The 18,570-nt window shown below is 69.4% G+C and carries 19 protein-coding genes and 1 pseudogene; 12 read left to right on the top strand and 8 right to left on the bottom strand.

Annotation, left to right across the window (positions count from 1 at the left end):
* Complete coding sequence (locus A5747_RS18155) at window positions 1–372, bottom strand: VOC family protein (RefSeq protein WP_076126755.1); 372 nt, start codon at window positions 370–372, stop codon at window positions 1–3.
* 47 nt (window positions 373–419) lie between these two features.
* Between A5747_RS18155 and A5747_RS18150 the strand changes: the two genes are divergently transcribed.
* The 3 genes and pseudogenes from A5747_RS18150 to A5747_RS18140 all read left to right on the top strand — a co-directional run bounded on the left by A5747_RS18150 (window position 420) and on the right by A5747_RS18140 (window position 3,312).
* Window positions 420–2,159, top strand: coding sequence for an amidohydrolase family protein (locus A5747_RS18150; protein WP_076126753.1), 1,740 nt, complete (start codon window positions 420–422; stop codon window positions 2,157–2,159).
* Window positions 2,160–2,197: 38 nt separating this feature from the next.
* Window positions 2,198–2,731, top strand: a pseudogene (locus A5747_RS18145) (PPE family protein); the annotation flags it as partial.
* Between the two features lie 182 nt (window positions 2,732–2,913).
* The gene (locus tag A5747_RS18140) at window positions 2,914–3,312 is read left to right on the top strand and encodes a hypothetical protein (protein ID WP_076126751.1); all 399 of its coding nucleotides are present in this window, start codon (window positions 2,914–2,916) and stop codon (window positions 3,310–3,312) included.
* Window positions 3,313–3,422: 110 nt separating this feature from the next.
* Here the strand turns inward: A5747_RS18140 and groL are convergent, their stop codons facing one another.
* Complete coding sequence (gene groL / locus A5747_RS18135; RefSeq protein WP_076062618.1) at window positions 3,423–5,048, bottom strand: chaperonin GroEL; 1,626 nt, start codon at window positions 5,046–5,048, stop codon at window positions 3,423–3,425.
* 177 nt (window positions 5,049–5,225) lie between these two features.
* A complete protein-coding gene (locus tag A5747_RS18130) occupies window positions 5,226–5,795 on the bottom strand; it encodes a TetR/AcrR family transcriptional regulator (protein WP_076126749.1) in 570 nt (189 codons plus the stop codon).
* Between the two features lie 103 nt (window positions 5,796–5,898).
* Between A5747_RS18130 and A5747_RS18125 the strand changes: the two genes are divergently transcribed.
* Window positions 5,899–6,825 (top strand): SDR family NAD(P)-dependent oxidoreductase, encoded by a 927-nt coding sequence (locus A5747_RS18125; protein WP_076126746.1) that lies wholly within the window; start codon window positions 5,899–5,901, stop codon window positions 6,823–6,825.
* Window positions 6,826–6,851: 26 nt separating this feature from the next.
* Window positions 6,852–7,346 carry a cupin domain-containing protein gene (locus A5747_RS18120; RefSeq protein WP_076126744.1) on the top strand — a complete coding sequence of 165 codons (495 nt, stop codon included), beginning with the start codon at window positions 6,852–6,854 and terminating at the stop codon, window positions 7,344–7,346.
* Here the strand turns inward: A5747_RS18120 and A5747_RS18115 are convergent.
* Together A5747_RS18115 and A5747_RS18110 are read right to left on the bottom strand one after the other, a co-directional pair.
* Complete coding sequence (locus tag A5747_RS18115) at window positions 7,331–8,770, bottom strand: NAD(P)/FAD-dependent oxidoreductase (RefSeq protein WP_076126742.1); 1,440 nt, start codon at window positions 8,768–8,770, stop codon at window positions 7,331–7,333. The genes A5747_RS18120 and A5747_RS18115 overlap by 16 nt on opposite strands.
* Window positions 8,761–9,240 (bottom strand): VOC family protein, encoded by a 480-nt coding sequence (locus tag A5747_RS18110; protein WP_076126740.1) that lies wholly within the window; start codon window positions 9,238–9,240, stop codon window positions 8,761–8,763. Before A5747_RS18110 ends, A5747_RS18115 begins: the two co-directional genes overlap by 10 nt.
* A gap of 54 nt (window positions 9,241–9,294) precedes the next feature.
* On the opposite strand from A5747_RS18110, the gene glp reads away from it, so the two are divergent.
* The 4 genes from glp to A5747_RS18090 are packed head-to-tail and all read left to right on the top strand — an operon-like array spanning window position 9,295 to window position 14,290.
* Complete coding sequence (gene glp / locus A5747_RS18105; RefSeq protein WP_076126737.1) at window positions 9,295–10,500, top strand: gephyrin-like molybdotransferase Glp; 1,206 nt, start codon at window positions 9,295–9,297, stop codon at window positions 10,498–10,500.
* Window positions 10,501–10,524: 24 nt separating this feature from the next.
* Window positions 10,525–11,247: a phosphatidylserine decarboxylase gene (locus tag A5747_RS18100; protein ID WP_076126735.1), complete on the top strand. Its 723-nt coding sequence runs from the start codon at window positions 10,525–10,527 to the stop codon at window positions 11,245–11,247.
* Window positions 11,244–12,107, top strand: coding sequence for a CDP-diacylglycerol--serine O-phosphatidyltransferase (gene pssA / locus A5747_RS18095; protein ID WP_076126733.1), 864 nt, complete (start codon window positions 11,244–11,246; stop codon window positions 12,105–12,107). The genes A5747_RS18100 and pssA overlap by 4 nt, the downstream gene beginning before the upstream one ends.
* The gene (locus tag A5747_RS18090; RefSeq protein WP_076126731.1) at window positions 12,104–14,290 is read left to right on the top strand and encodes an AAA family ATPase; all 2,187 of its coding nucleotides are present in this window, start codon (window positions 12,104–12,106) and stop codon (window positions 14,288–14,290) included. Before pssA ends, A5747_RS18090 begins: the two co-directional genes overlap by 4 nt.
* On the opposite strand, the gene A5747_RS18085 is transcribed toward A5747_RS18090, so the two are convergent.
* On the bottom strand, window positions 14,264–14,866 hold the full coding sequence (locus tag A5747_RS18085; protein ID WP_076126729.1) for a TetR/AcrR family transcriptional regulator: 603 nt from the start codon (window positions 14,864–14,866) through the stop codon (window positions 14,264–14,266). The two genes, A5747_RS18090 and A5747_RS18085, sit on opposite strands and share 27 nt — an antisense overlap.
* 21 nt (window positions 14,867–14,887) lie before the next feature.
* On the opposite strand from A5747_RS18085, the gene A5747_RS18080 reads away from it, so the two are divergent.
* The 3 genes from A5747_RS18080 to A5747_RS18070 are packed head-to-tail and all read left to right on the top strand — an operon-like array spanning window position 14,888 to window position 17,102.
* Window positions 14,888–15,715 carry a DUF2867 domain-containing protein gene (locus A5747_RS18080; protein ID WP_076126727.1) on the top strand — a complete coding sequence of 276 codons (828 nt, stop codon included), beginning with the start codon at window positions 14,888–14,890 and terminating at the stop codon, window positions 15,713–15,715.
* 41 nt (window positions 15,716–15,756) lie between these two features.
* Window positions 15,757–16,206: a hypothetical protein gene (locus A5747_RS18075; protein WP_233148079.1), complete on the top strand. Its 450-nt coding sequence runs from the start codon at window positions 15,757–15,759 to the stop codon at window positions 16,204–16,206.
* Window positions 16,203–17,102 (top strand): SDR family NAD(P)-dependent oxidoreductase, encoded by a 900-nt coding sequence (locus tag A5747_RS18070; protein WP_076126723.1) that lies wholly within the window; start codon window positions 16,203–16,205, stop codon window positions 17,100–17,102. Before A5747_RS18075 ends, A5747_RS18070 begins: the two co-directional genes overlap by 4 nt.
* A 5-nt stretch (window positions 17,103–17,107) precedes the next feature.
* On the opposite strand, the gene A5747_RS18065 is transcribed toward A5747_RS18070, so the two are convergent.
* Together A5747_RS18065 and A5747_RS18060 are read right to left on the bottom strand one after the other, a co-directional pair.
* On the bottom strand, window positions 17,108–17,920 hold the full coding sequence (locus A5747_RS18065) for an enoyl-CoA hydratase/isomerase family protein (RefSeq protein WP_076126720.1): 813 nt from the start codon (window positions 17,918–17,920) through the stop codon (window positions 17,108–17,110).
* On the bottom strand, window positions 17,917–18,567 hold the full coding sequence (locus tag A5747_RS18060; protein WP_076126718.1) for an LON peptidase substrate-binding domain-containing protein: 651 nt from the start codon (window positions 18,565–18,567) through the stop codon (window positions 17,917–17,919). Before A5747_RS18060 ends, A5747_RS18065 begins: the two co-directional genes overlap by 4 nt.
* Window positions 18,568–18,570: the final 3 nt, after the last annotated feature.

The following is an 18,570-nucleotide window of genomic DNA, read 5'->3' as shown; positions in this document are numbered from 1 at the left end:
TTACGGGCGCCCGTGCCAGACCGCTTCGACGTTGTTGCCGTCCGGGTCGCGCACGAACGCGCCGAAATAGCCGGGGTGGTATTCGGGCCACTCGCGGGGCTCGTGCAACGACTCGGCGCCCAGACCCACCGCGGCCTCGTGGAAAGCGCGCACCGCATGCTCGTCGGCGGCCTCGAACGCGATGTGGTTTTCGCGGTTGGATCCCATGCCGGCGCCGTCGGAGATCCAAAATGCCGGATGCCCGTCGCGGCCGTATCCGATGGCCCGGCCGAAGTCCAGCTGCCGCGAGTAGCCCAGCGTGCCGAGCACGGTGTCGTAGAAGTGCTGCGATTTCGGGTAGTCGGCGCAGTTGATTCCCAGGTGGTCGATCACGGAACTGATCCTGGCATGAGCACCCGACACGGTCGTAGATTATTTAGATGACCTACGACCTCGTCATCCGCAACGGCACCATCGTCGACGGCTCCGGAGGTGAGCCGTACGTCGGCGACGTGGCGGTGAAGGATGGAGTGATCCAAAAGGTGGGGGCCGTCGGGTCGGTCAACGGGGACGGCGCCGCGCGGGAGATCGACGCGACCGGGCTGCTGGTCACGCCCGGGTTCGTCGACCTGCACACCCACTACGACGGCCAGTCGATCTGGTCGGAACGCCTGACCCCGTCGTCGGCGCACGGGGTGACCACGGTGGTGATGGGCAACTGCGGGGTCGGCTTCGCGCCCTGCCGCCAGGAAGACCACGACGTGCTCGTCGACGTGATGGCGGGGGTCGAGGACATTCCCGGTGTCGTGATGACCGACGGCCTGCCGTGGACGTGGGAGACCTTCCCCGAATACCTGGACGCGCTGGACGCGGGTAAGCGCGACATCGACGTCGCCGCCTACCTGCCGCACTCGCCGCTGCGGGTCTACGTGATGGGCCAGCGCGGCGCCAACCGCGAGCCGGCCACCGCCGAAGACCTGGCGAGGATGCGCGCGCTGGCCAAGGAGGCGGTCGAGGTCGGCGCGCTGGGCTTCGCGTCGTCGCGGTTGACCATCCACAAGACCGAGAGCGGTTCGCCGATCCCGAGCTACGAGGCGGCCCGCGAGGAGATCGAAGAGATCGCGCGTGGCGTCGTGGACGGCGGCGGGGGCCTGCTGCAATTCGTGCCCGACATTCCCGCCGGCGGCTACCAGTCCGTGCTGCAAACGGTTTTCGAGGTCGCCGAGGACGTCGGGCTGCCGCTCACGTTCACGCTCGTCGTCGCCAACGCCGGCGACCCGACGTGGCCGGAGGCCATCACGATGATCGAGAAGGCCAACGCGGCCGGTGGCGATATCACCGCGCAGCTGTTGCCGCGGCCCATCGGGCTGATCATCGGGCTGCAACTGTCCGCCAACCCGTTCGTGCTCTACCCGAGCTACCGCGAGATCGCGCATCTGCCGCTGGCCGAGCGGGTGGCCGAGATGCGCAAGCCGGACGTCCGCGCCCGCATCCTGGCCGACAAGCCCGGGGTCGGTCACCCGATTCTCTACGTGGCGCAGATGTGGGACTGGATCTTCCCGCTGGGCGACACCCCCGATTACGAGCCGGACCCCTCGACGTCGATCGGGGCCCGCGCCCGGGCCCGCGGCGTGGACCCGATGGAGGAGGCCTACGACCGGCTGCTCGACGACGACGGCCGCGCCATGCTGTTGGTGGCCACCAGCAACCTGGAGCGCAACTCGCTGCACACCGTCGGGCAGCTGCTGCACCGCGACGACGTGGTGCTGGGCCTCGGCGACGGCGGCGCGCACTACGGCATGATCTGCGACGCGAGCTACTCGACGTACTTCCTGGCGCACTGGGCGCGCGATCGGAAGGCCGGCCGGTTCACCGTGCCGGAGGCCGTCCGCGAGCTGACGTCCGTGCCGGCCCGCATCGCCGGGCTGGGCGATCGCGGCCGCATCGGCGTCGGCTACAAGGCCGACCTCAACGTCATCGACCATGCCGCGTTGCGGCTGCACAAGCCCGTGATCACTTACGACCTGCCCGCCGGCGGGCGTCGCCTGGATCAGGGCGCCGACGGATATGTCGCGACGATCGTGTCCGGGGAAGTGATCGCCGAGGACGGAGTTCCCACCGACGCCCGTCCTGGCCGGTTGGTCCGCGGCCGCAAGCCTTCTCCGGTACCTGCGCCATAACGCCACGAAGGGCGGCTCGTCCCGGTTAACTTTGGTTAGTGACGAGCCCGCACTATGCGCGGTTGCCGCCCGAAATCAACTCGGCACGAATTTTCGCCGGTCCCGGTGCGGCGCCACTGCTCGCTGCCGCAAAGGCGTGGGACGGGCTGGCCGAAGACCTCGCATCGTCAGCATCCTCGTTCTTTTCGGTGACATCGGATCTGGCCAACGGTTCGTGGCAGGGCGCTTCGGCGGCGGCGATGATGTCCGTCGCGACCCAGTATGTGAGCTGGCTTTCCGCGGCGGCCGCGCAAGCCGAGGCGGCGTCCAGCCAGGCCTCGGCCATCGCGGCCGCGTTCGAGACCGCACTGGAGAGCACGGTGCAACCCGCGGTGGTGGCCGCCAACCGCAACCTGGTGCAAGCGTTGGCGTCGACGAATCACTTGGGACAGAACGCGCCGGCCATCGCCGACATCGAGGCCGCATACGAGCAGATGTGGGCGGCGGACGTGGTGGCGATGTCGGGCTACCACACCGACGCGTCGGCAGCGGTGGCGAAGCTGGAGCCCTGGCATCAGGTGCTGCCGAGACTCGATCTCGGCCCGCCCGCTGTGGGGCTCCCCGCGGGCGCGCCGGCCGACATCACGGGGGGCGTGAGCCCCCATATCGGCTCGGGCATCCTCAACTCGACCACCGCGAGCACGGGCTTCAACCCCGGTGTCACCGGCCCCGGCTTGCTCAACCAGACCTGACCGACGCGCCTATCCTCGACTTCATGCGCACGAAGAAGAGGGTGGACTTCCAGCGGCTCGCGGCCGCCCTGCCGGACTACCCGTTCGCGTATCTGATCACCGTCGGCGACGACTACCGCGCCCACACAGTGACGGTCGAACCGCAGCTGCGCGACGGCGCGGTCCTCGACGTCGGGCTGATCGGCGGACGCACCCGCGAAAACCTCGCTCAGCGCAGCGACGTCACTCTGCTGTGGCCGCCGACCGAGCCGGCCGGCTACTCGCTGATCGTCGACGGCACCGCCGAGGTGAGCGACAGCGGCGACGAGACCGTTCGCCTGGACGTGGTGCCCACCCGCGCGCTGTTGCATCGCGACGCCGACTCCCCCTCGGCGGCCAAAGGCTGCCTGCACGACTGCGTGGTGTTCTCGCTGCCGGCGTGAGCCTCGGCGCCGAACGTGAAGCTGGCCGCACGCTCGGCGAACCAGGACAGCCGCCGGCGACACGAAAAAGCCCGGCCCCCAAGGGGACCGGGCTTTTTCTTAACTGGGACCTAGAAGTCCATACCGCCCATGCCGCCGGTCGGGTCGCCCGCCGGAGCGGCCGCCTTCTCCGGCTTGTCGGCAACGACGGCCTCGGTCGTCAGGAACAGCCCCGCGATGGACGCCGCGTTCTGCAGCGCCGAACGGGTCACCTTGACCGGGTCGGCAACGCCGGCCTTCAGCAGGTCCTCGTACTCACCGCTGGCGGCGTTCAGGCCCTGGCCCGCCGGAAGGTTGCGCACCTTCTCGGCCACCACGCCCGGCTCCAGCCCGGAGTTGAAGGCGATCTGCTTCAGCGGAGCCTCCAGCGCCACGCGGACGATGTTGGCGCCGGTCGCCTCGTCACCGGAGAGCTTCAGCTCCTCCAGGACCGGGGCGGCCTGCAGCAGGGTCACGCCACCGCCGGCGACGATGCCCTCCTCGACGGCCGCCTTGGCGTTGCGGACCGCGTCCTCGATGCGGTGCTTGCGCTCCTTGAGCTCCACCTCGGTGGCGGCGCCGGCCTTGATCACCGCAACACCGCCGGCCAGCTTGGCCAGGCGCTCCTGCAGCTTCTCGCGGTCGTAGTCGGAGTCGCTGTTCTCGATCTCGGCGCGGATCTGCGCCACCCGTCCGGCGATGGCGTCGGAGTCACCGGCGCCCTCGACGATGGTGGTCTCGTCCTTGGTGATGACGACCTTGCGGGCCTTACCCAGCAGCGAGACGTCGGCGTTCTCCAGCGTCAGGCCGACCTCTTCGCTGATGACCTGACCACCGGTGAGGATGGCCATGTCCTGCAGCATCGCCTTGCGGCGGTCACCGAAGCCGGGAGCCTTGACGGCCACCGACTTGAAGGTGCCGCGGATCTTGTTGACGACCAGGGTGCTCAAAGCCTCGCCCTCGACGTCCTCGGCGATGATCAGCAGCGGCTTGCCCGCCTGAATGACCTTCTCCAGCAGCGGCAGCAGGTCCTTGACGGTCGACACCTTGGAGCTGACCAGCAGGATGTAGGGGTCCTCGAGGACCGCTTCCTGACGCTCGGCGTCGGTGACGAAGTAGCCCGAGATGTAGCCCTTGTCGAACCGCATACCCTCGGTGAGCTCGAGCTGCAGGCCGAAGGTGTTGGACTCCTCGACGGTGATGACGCCCTCGTTGCCGACCTTGTCCATCGCCTCGGCGATCAGGTCGCCGATCGACTGGTCGCCCGCGGAGATGGCCGCGGTGGCAGCGATCTGCTCCTTGGTCTCGACCTCCTTGGCCGTCTTGAGCAGCGTCTCGGTGATCTTCTCGACCGCCTTCTCGATGCCGCGCTTGAGGCCCAGCGGATTGGCTCCGGCCGCAACGTTGCGCAGACCCTCTTTGACCAGGGCCTGGGCGAGCACGGTGGCCGTCGTCGTGCCGTCACCGGCGACGTCGTCGGTCTTCTTGGCGACCTCCTTGACCAGCTCGGCGCCGATCTTCTCGTACGGGTCCTCCAGCTCGATCTCCTTGGCGATGGACACACCATCGTTGGTGATCGTGGGGGCACCCCACTTCTTCTCTAGGACGACGTTGCGGCCCTTGGGACCCAACGTCACCTTTACCGCGTCGGCGAGGCTGTTCAGGCCCCGCTCGAGGCCGCGCCGGGCCTCTTCGTCGTACGCAATTGTCTTGGCCATTGCGAAGTGATTCCTCCGGATTGGGGATGACACGTCCTGGCCGGGTGCAGTGCCCGCGACGGACGACCGGGCTGTCGTTGGGCCTGGTCTCACCGTCCCGACCTAGCACTCACCGGTCGCGAGTGCCAACGTCATTCTTAGCACTCGCCTATGTCGAGTGCAAGAAGACCCCGGCGGTTATCGCCCCGCGCGTAAACCGTCGACGACGACTTCGATCACCCGGTTGGCCAACTCCGAGTTGTACGCCTCCATCGCCTGGCAGCCGACCAGGATCGACTTGACCTCGCGCACGCCGACGTCGCGGCGCGCGGTTCCCGCTTCCTGCGCCGCGCGCAGCAGGTCGTCGAGCGCGGCCAGGAACGCATCCTCGGCGTCGGGCGCGACGCTCGCGATGTCGATGCCCAGTCCGGCCAGCGCGTCAACCAGCCCGCGGTCGGTCGCGCCCCACCGCAGCACCATCGAGCGCAGGAAACTGAACAGCGCTTCACCCGGACCGTCGGATTTCAGCAGGGCGTACCCGTCGTCGACGAGGTGCTGCATCCGGTCGTGGATGACGGCCTGAAAGAGCGCCTCCTTCGTCGGGAAGTGCCGGTAGACGGTGCCGGCCCCGACCCCGGCGCGCCGTGCGATCTCGTCGATCGGCACGGACAGGCCCTCGGCGGCAAAGGTGTCGTAGGCGACCTCCAGGACCCGCGCGCGGTTGCGCGCCGCGTCGGCGCGCAACGGTCGGGCAGCCGGCTGCGCCATGGTTCCATCGCCCTTTCGGTTGACAAAGCGGGGCGGGCGTTCCGTATAGTAACCAATCAACCGGAGCGCTCGCCCCGTTTACCTTACAAGCTTAGGAGCTTGCATGACCCCTTCTAAGGCCAAGTGGACCACCGCGGACATTCCCGACCAGACCGGCCGCGTCGCCGTCATCACCGGGGCCAATACCGGCCTCGGCTACGAGACCGCCGCCGCGCTCGCCGACCACGGAGCCCATGTGGTGATGGCGGTGCGCAACCTCGACAAGGGCAAGGACGCCGCCGCGCGGATCACCGCCAACAGCCCGCATGCCGATGTCGCGCTGCAGGAGCTCGACCTGACCTCGCTGCAGTCCATCCGCGCCGCGGCGGAGCAGCTGCGCGCCGAGCACGACCGCATCGACCTGCTGATCAACAACGCCGGCGTCATGTACACGCCGAAATCGACCACCAAGGACGGCTTCGAGCTGCAGTTCGGCACCAACCACCTGGGCCACTTCGCCTTCACGGGCCTGCTGCTCGACCGGCTGTTGCCGGTTGCGGGTTCACGGGTTGTGACGGTGAGCAGCGTCGGCCACCGCATCCTGGCCGATATTCACTTCGACGATTTGCAGTGGGAGCGCCGCTACAACAGGGTCGCGGCCTACGGGCAGGCCAAGCTGGCGAACCTGCTCTTCACCTACGAACTGCAGCGGCGGCTGGCGCCCCACGGGACGACGATCGCCGCGGCCGCGCACCCCGGCATGTCGGACACCGAGTTGATGCGCAACATGCCCTCCTGGCTGCTCTCCGCGTTCGAGCGGCTCGCACCGCTCATCGCCCAGGACGCGGCCATCGGCGCGCTACCCACCCTGCGTGCCGCCACCGACCCGGCGGTGCTCGGCGGCCAGTACTACGGGCCCGACGGCCTCGGCCAGACTCGGGGCTATCCCAAGATCGTGGGGTCTAGCAAGAAGTCGCATGATGCCGATCGGCAGCGCCGATTGTGGGCGGTGTCGGAGGAGCTGACCGGGGTGGTCTACCCCGTCGACTGATCCGCGGCGGGGGCCACACTGGACTCATGTCCCTTGTCGTACCGCCCTATCCACCGCCCCGATACACCAAGGACGAGCCCGAGATCAGCGCGTGGCTCAAGCGCGCTGACGAGCCGCCCGACTACGAGACGTTCGGGACCAAGTACCACTACCTGGCCAACCAGCAGGCCACCGACGGCGACTACGGCCTGTACCGGGTCGACATCGCCCCGGCCGGCGGAGGGCCGCCGGCGCACTATCACCGCGCCATGTCCGAGGCGTTCTTCGTGCTGTCCGGGACGATGAAGCTCTTCGACGGCAACGAGTGGGTCGACGGCCACCAGGGCGACTTCCTCTACGTCCCGCCCGGCGGCATCCACGGTTTCCGCAACGAGGCCGACGAAGCGGCGTCGATCCTGATGCTGTTCGCCCCCGGCGCGCCGCGCGAGGCCTACTTCGAGGGTTTCGGCGCGCTGGCCGACATGACCGACGACGAACGCCGGGAATGGTTCATCCGTCACGACAACTACTGGATCCAATAGTCGTCGTGAACCAGCGTGCGAGTGCGTTCGAAGAAGGTCCGCCCGCTGTACGGCAGCTGCGTGACGACCTTTCCGCTCGGATGCCGGAAGTAGTTGGTGCACGCCAGCCAGACCTTGCCTTGCATGGCTGATTGGATCTCGTCGTTGTAGCGCCGCTGTGCGGCGGGCGTGACCTCGACGGTGCGTGCACCGCGGCCACCCAGCACATCGAGGATGTGGCGGATGAAGGTGGTCTGCGCCTCGTGGATGTACAGAATCGAGTTGACCCCGTTGGTATTTGGGCCATACAGCGTGAAGAAGTTCGGATACCCGGCGATCAGCGTGCCGAGGTACGCCTCCGCGCCGTCGCTCCACTCGTCGCGCAAATGGCGGCCGCCGGTTCCGTACACGTCGATGCTGGAGAGGTAGTCGGCGGCTTTGAAGCCGGTGCCGTAGATGACGGTGTCGACGCGGTGTTCGACGCCGTCGACGGTGCGCACCCCCCGTTCGGTCAGCTCGGCGATGGCCGTCGTTTCCAGGCTGACGTTCGGCAACGCGAACGTCGGATACCACTCGCGCGACATCAGCGGGCGCTTGCAGCCGGCGGGATAGTCCGGCGTCAGCTTTGCGCGCAGCTCGGGGTCGGCCACCTTGCGCGCCAGATAGCTGCGGGCCAGCTCGGTCGCTTCGCGCGTCTGCGCTGCGTCCACGTCGAAGCTGGACGACTCGTAGGCATCGAAGGCCTCGTCGCGCAGCTTTTGCGCCATCTCGGGATGGCGTTCGAACTCCTCGTGCTGCTCGACCGTGAACGGAAAGTCGAACCGGGGCGCGATCCAGATCGGGGTGCGCTGAAACACCGTGAGGTGCGCCGTCTTTGGCGCGATGGCGGGCACGTATTGGACCGCGCTGGCGCCCGTCCCGATCGACGCGACCCGCTCGCCGGCCGTCGACTTGCTGTGGTCCCAGCGCGACGAATGGAATTGGCGACCCCGAAACCGCTGCGCCCCAGGGATATCCGGGATGTGGGGCACATCGAGCATCCCCACGGCGCTCACCACGAAATCGAAGTCGTGCTCGGCGCCGTCGTCGGTAATCAGCGTCCAGCGGCGCCGAGAGTCGGACCAGCGCGCCGTGGTGACCGCGGTTCCCGGCCGCAGGTGTGGACCCAGCCCGTGCTCGGCGGCCACCTTCTCCAGGTAGGCCAGGATCTCGGGTTGGTTGGCATAGGTCTTGCTCCACCGCGGGTTCGGCGCGAACGAGTACGAGTACAGATGCGACGGCACGTCGCAGGCCGCGCCGGGAAAGGTGTTGTGGCGCCAGGTGCCGCCGAAGCCGTCGGCGCGATCGAAAATTGTGAAATCGTATCCGGCGTCGGCGAGTTGGATGCCCATCGCGATGCCGCCGGCGCCGGCACCGATGATCGCGACCCTGCGCCTCACCCCCATTGCGCGAAATAGGGTCGCTCGGGCCGGGTCTTCTCCACGAGGATGAACACCACTCCCCACGGGTCGACGAACCACGTCGTGCGCACCCGCGCGACATCCGCGATCCCGCTGACCAGAAAGCGCACGCCTTTGCCCTCCAGCTCCGCGCGCGTGGCGTCGAGGTCCTCACAGATCAGCCCGACGTGCGAGAGCCCGTGGTCGGTCAGGGCCGCGGCGGCGCGCTGCTCGCCGCCGTCGACGCCGAGATATTCGATCACCTCGAGGACGCGGTCGCTGCCGTCGTCGAACCCGACGATGGCCGCCTTCATCGTGGGGTCGGACACCATCTCGCCCATGTCGTCGCGAATGGCGTTACCGGCCATCACGTATGGCGGCGACAGCACACGCAGGCCCAATACGTCTCGATAAAACGCCACCGCGGCCTCGCAATCGGGCACGCACACGCCGGTGTGGGCCAACCCGGTAATCACGTTCTCGACTGTACGTCCGCGAGCCGGAAATCGGGGAGGGCCGATAATGGCCGAGTGCGCTCAGTCGACGAACATCAGCGTGTTGTATCGGGGATGATTCATGCCCGCCCGGCGGTCGCGGTCGCGTTGGCCGAGGCCCAGGGGCTGGTCTTGGCCGAGGATGTGGTCGCGCAGCTGGCGCTGCCGGTTTTCGACAACTCCGCGATGGACGGGTATGCCGTGCGCGCCGAGGACACGTCGGAAGCCACACCGGAGCGCCCCGTAGTGCTGCCCGTCGCCGAGGACATTCCCGCCGGACGCACCGACCCGTTGACGCTCCAACCGAAAACCGCGCACCGGATCATGACCGGCGCTCCGCTGCCGGCTGGTGCGACGGCAATCGTGCCGGTCGAAGACACCGACGGCGGCGTGGACACCGTCGCGATTCGGGCGCCACGCGACCCCGGCAAGCACATCCGGCGGGCGGGCGAGGACGTCGCGCCCGGCACCACTGTGCTGCGCGCGGGTCAGGTCGTGACGCCGGCCGTGCTCGGCCTGGCCGCGGCGCTGGGCATGGCGGAGCTGACCGTGATCCCGCGCCAGCGGGTGCTGGTGATATCGACCGGGTCGGAGCTGGTGGCGCCCGGCACCCCGCTGCAGCCGGGGCAGATCTACGAGTCCAACTCGATCATGTTGGCCGGCGCCGTCCGCGAGGCGGGCGCCGAGGTAACCGCCGTCGCGACCGCCGAAGACGATGTCGCCCAATTCAGTTCGCTCCTCGACCGATACGCGGCCGACGCCGACCTGATCATCACCAGCGGCGGCGTCAGCGCGGGCGCCTACGAAGTCGTGAAGGACGCCTTCGGCCGGGACGGCGACCAGGGCGTGGAATTCGTGAAGGTGGCGATGCAACCCGGAATGCCGCAGGGCATCGGGAGGGTCGCGGGCACCACGATCGTCACCCTGCCCGGCAACCCGGTCAGCGCGCTGGTGTCCTTCGAGGTGTTCATCCGCCCCGCGCTGCGGGCGGCCATGGGACTCCCCGATCCCGAGCGCCCGCACCGGCCCGCGATCCTGGCCGAGTCGTTGACCTCGCCGCGCGGCAAGCGCCAATTCCGGCGCGCGATACTCGACGCCGACAGCGGCAGCGTCACGAGTTACGGCCCACCGGCGTCGCACCATTTGCGGTGGTTGGCATCGGCGAACGGGCTGCTGGACATCCCCGAGAACGTGGTGGAAGTGTCCGCCGGAACCCAACTGCAAGTCTGGGATCTGAGTTAGGCCGTCGCTCCGTAAGATGGCCGCGTGGCACGACGCCCCCGCACCATCGGCCCGACCGCCGAGGATCCGACTTTCGGCCCGCAACACATCGTGGAGTTGGTGCGCTCCACCATCCCGCCGGTGCACCCCGCAGGGCGACCGTTCATCGCCGCGGGTCTGGCGGTGGCCTTCGCCGGGCGCAACCACCGCTGGCTGCGCCGCGCGGGTTTACTCGCGGCGGGTGCCTGCGCGGGGTTCTTCCGTCATCCCCCGCGGGTGCCGCCCACCCGGCCAGGCGCCATCGTCGCCCCCGCCGACGGTGTGGTCTGCGTGATCGACTCCGCGGCCCCGCCGGCCGAACTCGGCATGGCGGAGACACCGCTGCCGCGGGTCAGTATCTTCCTGTCGCTCTTGGACGCCCACGTGCAGCGCGCCCCGGTCAGCGGTGAGGTGATCGCGATGCAGCACCGGCCGGGCCGCTTCGGGTCGGCCGATCTGGCCTCGGCGAGCACCGACAACGAGCGCACCAGCCTGCGGATCCGGACGGCCGGCGGCGCCGACGTCGTCGCCGTGCAGATCGCCGGTCTGCTGGCGCGCCGCATCGTGTGCGACGCGCACGTCGGCGACAAGCTGTCGATCGGCGACACCTACGGCCTGATCCGGTTCGGCTCCCGGCTGGACACCTACCTGCCGCCGGGCGCGGAGCCGCTTGTCAAGGTGGGGCAGCGAGCGGTCGCCGGCGAGACCGTCCTGGCGGAGCTGCCGTGATCAGCAGGCCCCGCGCCAGGCGGCCGGTAAACCTGCAGATCCTGCCCAGCGCGATGACGGTGTTGTCCATCTGCGCGGGGTTGACGTCGATCAGGTTCGCCCTCGAGCATCAGCCCAAAGCCGCGATGGCACTGATCGCCGCGGCGGCGATCCTGGACGGCCTCGACGGCCGGGTGGCCCGCATCCTCGACGCCCAGTCGCGGCTCGGCGCGGAGATCGACTCACTGGCCGACGCGGTGAACTTCGGAGTGACGCCCGCGCTGGTGGTCTACGTGACCATGCTGTCGAAGTCGCCGGCGGGCTGGGTCGTCGTGCTGCTGTACGCGGTCTGCGTGGTGCTGCGGCTGGCCCGATACAACGCCCTGCAGGACGACGGGACCCAGCCGTCGTACACGCATGAATTCTTCGTCGGGATGCCCGCGCCGGCCGGCGCGATCTCGATGATCGGGTTGATCGGCCTCAAGTTGCAGTTCGGCGAGGGCTGGTGGACGTCGGCGACGTTCCTGTGCATCTGGATCACCGGCACGTCCGCGCTCATGATCAGCAAGATCCCCATGCGCAAGATGCACGCCGCCGCGGTGCCGCCGAACTGGGCGGCTCCGCTGCTGGCCCTGCTGGCGATCGCCGCGGCCGCCGCGGTGCTGGCTCCCTACATGCTGATCTGGGTGATCATCATCGCCTACCTGTGCCACGTCCCGTTCGCGGTGCACAGCCAGCGCTGGCTGGCCGCGCACCCGGAGGCATGGGACGACGAACCCAAGCAGCGGCGCGCGACGCGGCGCGCGATCCGCCAGGCGCATCCGAACCGCCGATCGATGACGCGGCTGGGGCTGCGCAAGCCGGGCAGGCGGCTGCCGTGAACCCCGACGCCGGTGATAAAGCGGGCCGTCAGCTCACACTCACCGCGCGGCTGAACACCTCGGCCGTCGACTCACGCCGCGGCGTGATCCGATTACACCCGAATGCCATTGCCGCCCTTGGCATCCGGGAATGGGATGCGGTGTCGCTGACCGGATCGCGGACCACGGCGGCGGTGGCCGGCCTCGCCGATCAGGACATCCCGGTGAGCATCGTGCTGCTCGACGACGTGACGCTGTCCAACGCCGGGCTGCGCGAGGGTACCGCGGTGATCGTCAGCGCGGTCACCGTCTACGGCGCGCGGTCGGTGATGCTGTCCGGCTCGACGCTGACCACCCAATCGATCACGCCGACGAACCTGCGACAAGCCTTGCTGGGCAAGGTGATGACGGTCGGCGACGCCGTGTCGCTGCTGCCGCGCGACCTGGGCCCGGGTACGTCCACGTCGGCGGCCAGCAGGGCACTGGCTTCGGCGGTCGGGATCAGCTGGACGTCGGAGCTGCTGACCGTCACCGGCGTCGACCCCGAGGGACCCGTCAGCGTGCAACCGAACTCACTTGTCACCTGGGGCGCCGGCGTTCCCCCGAGCACCGCCGTGGCCCCCGCCCGGGGATCGGCCGGCCTCGCGAACCCCCCGATCCATGCCGAGGACCTCAAGGGCGCACAGGTGCAGGCCGCCAAGCTCACCGAATGGCTCAAGCTGGCGCTCGACGAACCGCATCTGCTGAAAACCCTTGGCGCCGGGACCAATTTGGGTGTGCTGGTGTCGGGTCCGGCCGGCGTCGGCAAGGCGACGCTGGTCCGCGCGGTGAGCGCCGGTCGCAGGCTGGTTGAGCTCGACGGCCCGGAGGTCGGCGCCCTGGCCCCCGAGGATCGGTTGAAGGCCGTGGCCGCGGCGGCGACAACGATCCGCGACGGCGGCGGTGTCCTGATGATCAGCGACGTCGACGCCCTGCTGCCGGAAGCCGCCGAGCCGGTCGCCGCCCTCATCCTCGCCGAGCTGCGCATCGCGGTGGCCACCGACGGAGTCGCGTTGATCGCCACCTCCTCGCGGCCCGACCAGCTTGACGCGCGGCTGCGCGCCCCCGAACTGTGTGACCGCGAACTCGGCCTGACGCTGCCCGACGCGGACACCCGCAAGGCACTGCTGGAGACGCTCCTCAAGCCGGTACCCACCGGCGGCCTCGACCTCGACGAAATCGCTGGCCGCACACCGGGTTTCGTCGCCGCTGACCTGGCCGCGCTGGTGCGTGAAGCGGCCCTGCGGGCCGCCTCGCGTGCCAGCGTCGACGGTCAGCCGCCCAAGCTGGAGCAGTCCGACCTCGTCGGTGCGCTCAGCGTCATCCGGCCGCTATCCCGTTCGGCCAGCGAGGAACTGACCGTCGGCAACGTCACGCTCGACGACGTGGGCGACATGGCCGAGGCCAAGCAGGCGCTGACCGAAGCGGTGTTGTGGCCGTTGCAGCATCCCGACACGTTCGCCCGGCTGGGCGTCGACCCGCCGCGCGGGGTGCTGCTGTACGGGCCGCCGGGGTGCGGCAAGACCTTCGTGGTCCGCGCGCTGGCCAGCACCGGACAGCTGAGCGTGCACGCGGTCAAAGGCTCCGAGCTGATGGACAAGTGGGTGGGCGCGTCGGAGAAGGCCGTCCGCGAGCTGTTCCGGCGGGCCCGCGATTCCGCGCCGTCGCTAGTGTTCCTCGACGAGATCGATGCGCTGGCGCCGCGGCGCGGCCAGAGCTTCGACTCCGGCGTGACCGACAAAGTCGTCGCCGCCCTGCTCACCGAACTCGACGGCATCGACCCGCTGCGCGACGTCGTGGTGCTGGGTGCCACCAACCGGCCCGATCTGATCGACCCCGCGCTGCTCCGCCCGGGCCGGCTGGAGCGGCTGGTCTTCGTCGAACCACCCGACGCCGCTGCCCGCCGCGAAATCCTGCGCACCGCAGGCAAATCCATCCCGCTGAGCGCCGACGTCAACCTCGACGACGTCGCCGCGGAACTCGACGGCTACAGCGCGGCCGATTGCGTGGCCCTGCTGCGGGAGGCCGCGCTCAGCGCGATGCGCCGGTCCATCGACGCCGCCGACGTGACGGCGGCCGACCTCGCGGCGGCCCGCAAAACCGTGCGCCCCTCGCTGGATCCGGTCCAGGTGGACGCGCTACGCGCGTTCGCCAAAGCTCTCTAGCATCGCCCTCGCCGCGGCAGCCACGTCGGCTTCGAGCCAGCGTGGCAACGGATCGTCGTGCGCGTGGCGCCGCACCACCGCATACGGCAGGTCGGCAACCGCCCGGGAGACCGCATCGACGGACCGCGCACTGCCGCTGCCGAACAGCTCCCGCGCCAGGCCGCGGACCCGCTGGATCAGCGGCGCGTTCATCGCCGCCAGCGTCTCGGAGAACGCCGCGTCGGGCTCGCCGTCGAGCAGGTCACCCGGCCGCATCGTCAACAACAGCCGGGCGTCCTCGGGAAGTTCGCGAGTAAAACCGATGGCCGCGACGGCCATCGCGACGGCGCTCTCCATCGGGTCGGTCGTTTTCGTCCCCGCCGCCATCGCCCGCGCCTGAAAGCGTTCCAGCGCCCTCAGCCATGCCGCCGCCAAGATGCCGTCGCGGTTGCCGAACCGGTGATACAGCGTGCCGGCCGGCGCACCGCTGGACTTCGCGATCGCCGCCACGCTCGCCGCCCGCGGTCCGCCGTCGAGCACCAAGGCGCGTGCTGCGTCGAGGATCACATTGGTTTCGTGCTTCCGCGGTGGGGCCATGATCTAGTACGATCCTTCTATATGGAACGATTACCCTATATCGATGAGCATGCCATAACCGTTGACGCGAATCGCGACGACACGTGGTCGGCGCTGCTGCAAGTGATGTGCCGCGACCCCCGCGACCCCTCCACCGTGCCGCCCGGTTTCGTGCTGGACGAGGCGCGCCCACCCGAACGGTTCGCGCTCAAGGGACGCCACCCGTTCGCGGTGTACCGCTGGGTGTTCGAGCTGGACGAATCGGGGCAGCGGACCCGGCTGCGGGCGGCGACGTGGGCGGATTTCCCGGGCCCGCACGGCAGGGCCTATCGCGCGCTGGTCATCGGCACCGGCGGGCACCGCGTCGCGGTGCGATGGACGCTGCGACGCATCGCCGGGGCCGTGCGCGCGGCGCGGGCGGAAACCGGCGAGAGCGCCGCCGACTACGCGGACATCTTCGAAGTCCCCATCCTGCAGGGCGACTCGCGCACCGCCGAACAGGCGTTCCGCGACGGCCTCGGGGGCGAACCGGGCGCCCTGGCCGGCGTCGTCCCATGGATCCACCGCCACATCCTGAGATTTCGCCTGGGCCCGTATTCCTCGCCTGAGCACGTAATCGGCTGGCCGATCGCGCATTCGGATCGCGACGAGATCGTGCTGGCGACGGGCGGGCCCCTGATGGACGCCCGGCTGACGCTGCGACGCGAGGACGGACGGCGAGCCGTCCTCACCACGCGCCTGCATTACCGTCACAAGCTCGCCGCCCGAGCCGTCTGGACCGCGGTCGGTCCGCTGCACCGCATCGTGGCGCCACGGCTGATGGCGCGCAGCGCCCGTCGCGGCCTCACCCGCGGAGCGACCGTCCCTTGAACCTGGGCCTGACCTGGGGTGTGCGGCCAACAGAACGAACCGTGCCGCTGCCCTGCGACGCATTGCGCCCGCGCGCCGGCGTCCAGGCCGACCGCGCGATCAGCATCGCCGCGCCGCCGTCGATCGTGTTCTGCTGGCTGTGCCAGTTGCGCGTAGCACCCTATAGCTATGACATCCTGGACAACCTCGGCCGCCGCAGTCCTCGAGCGCGCGACCCCGAACTGGTTCACCTCGAAGTGGGACAGCGATTCATGACCTTGTTCACCTTGCAGTCGTTCACCGACGACGAGCAGATCACCTTGCGGTCCAAGGGCGTCGCGGTCACCTACGCGGTCCGGCCCGAGGGACCCGGCTCGCGGCTGCACGCGCGCGTGTGGTTCGCGGGGCCCCGGCTGCCCGCTCGCGCGCTGGCCCTCGGCGACCTGGTGATGATGCGCAAGCAGCTGCTCACGCTGAAGTCCCTGGCCGAGCGGGAAGCCGCACCGCGATGACCGAACGCCCGACGGCCGTGCAGGTCGTCGAGGGAATCGACCTGTCCGGCAAGGCATGTGTGATCACGGGCGCGTCGTCCGGGCTGGGCCGGGAGTCGGCGCGGGCGCTGGCCGCCGCGGGCGCGCACGTGGTGCTGGCCGCGCGCAACCATGATGCGCTGGCCCAGACCGCCGAATGGATTCGGGCCGAAGTGCCCGGCGCGCGGGCGTCGACGGTTCACCTCGACCTCACCGCGCTGGCCAGCGTGCGCGCGGCGGCCACGGCGATCGGCGACCTCGCGCCGGCGATCCACGTGTTGATGAACAACGCCGGCGTCATGTTCACCCCCTTCGAGCGCACGCGTGACGGGTTCGAAATGCAGATCGGTACAAACCATTTCGGACATTTCGAGCTGACCCGACTCCTCGTCCCGCAGCTCGCGGCCGCCGGAGACGCCCGCATCGTCATGCTGTCGTCGCGCGGTCACCTCCTGGGCGACATCGACTTCGGCGATCCCAACTGGCTGGGCCGTGACTACGACAAGTTCGCCGCGTACGGCGCGTCCAAGACGGCGAACATCCTGCATGCCGTCGAGGCGGACCGGCGCCTGCGCGAGAACGGAATCCGCGCCTACGCCGTCCATCCCGGCACCGTCGCCACGTCGCTGGCGCGGTACATGTCCCGCTCGGATTTCTCCCAGCTACGCGAACACGCGTCGGGACGCCTGGAGGTCACCACGCCCGAGCACGGTGCGGCCACCCAGGTATGGGCGGCGGTAAGCCCGGAGCTCGCGGACCGGGGTGGCTTGTACCTCGAAGACTGCCGTGTCAGCGACGCGGTCGCGCCCTATGCCCGCGACCCTCAGCGCGCGGCACAGTTGTGGACGCTCTCCGAGAAGTTGTGTGCGGTACCGTGATGCCCTCATGGCTCCGGTAAATCCGTCCACTCGGCGGAAACCCGCGCGCTGAACCGCGGCGGCCGACGGTCCAGGAACGCGGAGACTCCCTCACGGGCGTCCGCGGTTCCCATCACCCGGTGGTGCAGCTGCGTTTCCAGCGACGCGACCTCCCGCGCGGTGTAGTTGTTGATCGCGCTGTCCCACAGCAGCCGCTTGGCCAACGCCGCCGACATCGGCGCGACGTTGACCGCGATGTCGCGCGCCATTTCCATCGCACGGGCGAGCACCCGTTCGGCGGGCAACGCCGCGTTGGCGACCCCGAGCGCGACGGCCTCCGCCCCGGTGAAGGTGCGGCCGGTCAGCAGTATCTCCGCGGCCGCGCCCAGGGTGGTCAGATGCGCCAACGTCCAGTGCGACATGCAGTCAGGTATCACACCCCGGCGCACTTGCACCACACCGTATTTGGCGTCGACCGCGACGATGCGGATGTCGGCCTGCAGCGCGATGGTCAGGCCGATGCCGAAGGCGTGGCCGTTGAGCGCGGCGATCACCGGCTTGCGCAATTCGAAGGCCGCCGGGTTGATCGGCGATGCCGAGAAAGTCTCGGCCGCGGCGTCGAACGGCGACACGTTGCCCGAGAAGTCCGCGCCGGCGCAAAAGGCGCTGCCCGCCCCGGTGACGACGATGGCCCGGACGTCGTCGTCATCGACGCAATCCCGATACGCCAGACTCAACAGCGAGCCCATGTCGGCGGTGTAGGCGTTGAGATGTTCGGGACGATTCAGCGTGAGCACCGCCACGCCGTCGTTGATCTCAACTGTCACATCGGTATTCATTCGGATAGCTGGAACTCCACCATCTCGGCAACGGTGTCCACGGCCTCGCGCAGCGCGGCGAGCCGGTCGGCGGCCGACGGGGCGGACAGCACGGCGTAACGGTCGGCGGTGCCGATCGGAAGGCGGGATGCCAACCCGAACATGAGCGGTCCGGGGTCGTCGGCGCCGGCTTCGTCGTAGCCCAACAGCACGTCGCGCCCCGGCAGCTGCGCGCCGCGCGCTTCGGCGATCCGCTCGAACAGCGCGATCACCCGTTCTTCGACGTCGTGCAGCTGCGCTCGGGTCACCGGATCCCCCGGCTCGTCGGGCCACAGCGTGACCGTCGCCCGCGGGTAGGGGTCGTCGGTCAGCCACTCGCGCACCCGAATTCGCTCACCGGTACGGCAGCGCAGCGAGTATCGGTCGAGCCCGTGATCGACGCATTCGGTGATCCGGGTCAAAACGCCGACATCACACCGCGTCTCGCCGCCGCCGACCTCGCGCCCGCGGGATATCAGCACCACGCCGAAGGGATCACCGGCCTCGACGCAGTGGCGCACCAGCGCGACGTAGCGGGGCTCGAAAATCCGCAGCGGCAGATCCTGGTTGGGCAGCACCGCCGATTCGAGCGGAAACATCGCCATCTCAACGGCTTCGAGGCCCACCATGAC

This window comes from Mycobacterium sp. IS-836 (assembly GCF_001954275.1).
In the GTDB taxonomy this organism is placed as follows: domain Bacteria; phylum Actinomycetota; class Actinomycetes; order Mycobacteriales; family Mycobacteriaceae; genus Mycobacterium.
This window is presented reverse-complemented; position numbering and strand designations above follow the sequence as displayed.

Excerpts from the sequence above, each read along its gene's own strand:
- A5747_RS18085 (WP_076126729.1), bottom strand. The coding sequence starts at position 14,866 with ATGGCCCCACCGCGGAAGCACGAAACCAATGTGATCCTCGACGCAGCA.
- A5747_RS18115 (WP_076126742.1), bottom strand. The coding sequence starts at position 8,770 with ATGGGGGTGAGGCGCAGGGTCGCGATCATCGGTGCCGGCGCCGGCGGC.
- A5747_RS18070 (WP_076126723.1), top strand. The coding sequence starts at position 16,203 with ATGACCGAACGCCCGACGGCCGTGCAGGTCGTCGAGGGAATCGACCTG.
- A5747_RS18080 (WP_076126727.1), top strand. The coding sequence starts at position 14,888 with ATGGAACGATTACCCTATATCGATGAGCATGCCATAACCGTTGACGCG.
- A5747_RS18125 (WP_076126746.1), top strand. The coding sequence starts at position 5,899 with ATGACCCCTTCTAAGGCCAAGTGGACCACCGCGGACATTCCCGACCAG.
- A5747_RS18120 (WP_076126744.1), top strand. The coding sequence starts at position 6,852 with ATGTCCCTTGTCGTACCGCCCTATCCACCGCCCCGATACACCAAGGAC.
- A5747_RS18130 (WP_076126749.1), bottom strand. The coding sequence starts at position 5,795 with ATGGCGCAGCCGGCTGCCCGACCGTTGCGCGCCGACGCGGCGCGCAAC.
- A5747_RS18140 (WP_076126751.1), top strand. The coding sequence starts at position 2,914 with ATGCGCACGAAGAAGAGGGTGGACTTCCAGCGGCTCGCGGCCGCCCTG.
- A5747_RS18060 (WP_076126718.1), bottom strand. The coding sequence starts at position 18,567 with ATGGTGGGCCTCGAAGCCGTTGAGATGGCGATGTTTCCGCTCGAATCG.
- A5747_RS18150 (WP_076126753.1), top strand. The coding sequence starts at position 420 with ATGACCTACGACCTCGTCATCCGCAACGGCACCATCGTCGACGGCTCC.
- A5747_RS18065 (WP_076126720.1), bottom strand. The coding sequence starts at position 17,920 with ATGAATACCGATGTGACAGTTGAGATCAACGACGGCGTGGCGGTGCTC.
- groL (WP_076062618.1), bottom strand. The coding sequence starts at position 5,048 with ATGGCCAAGACAATTGCGTACGACGAAGAGGCCCGGCGCGGCCTCGAG.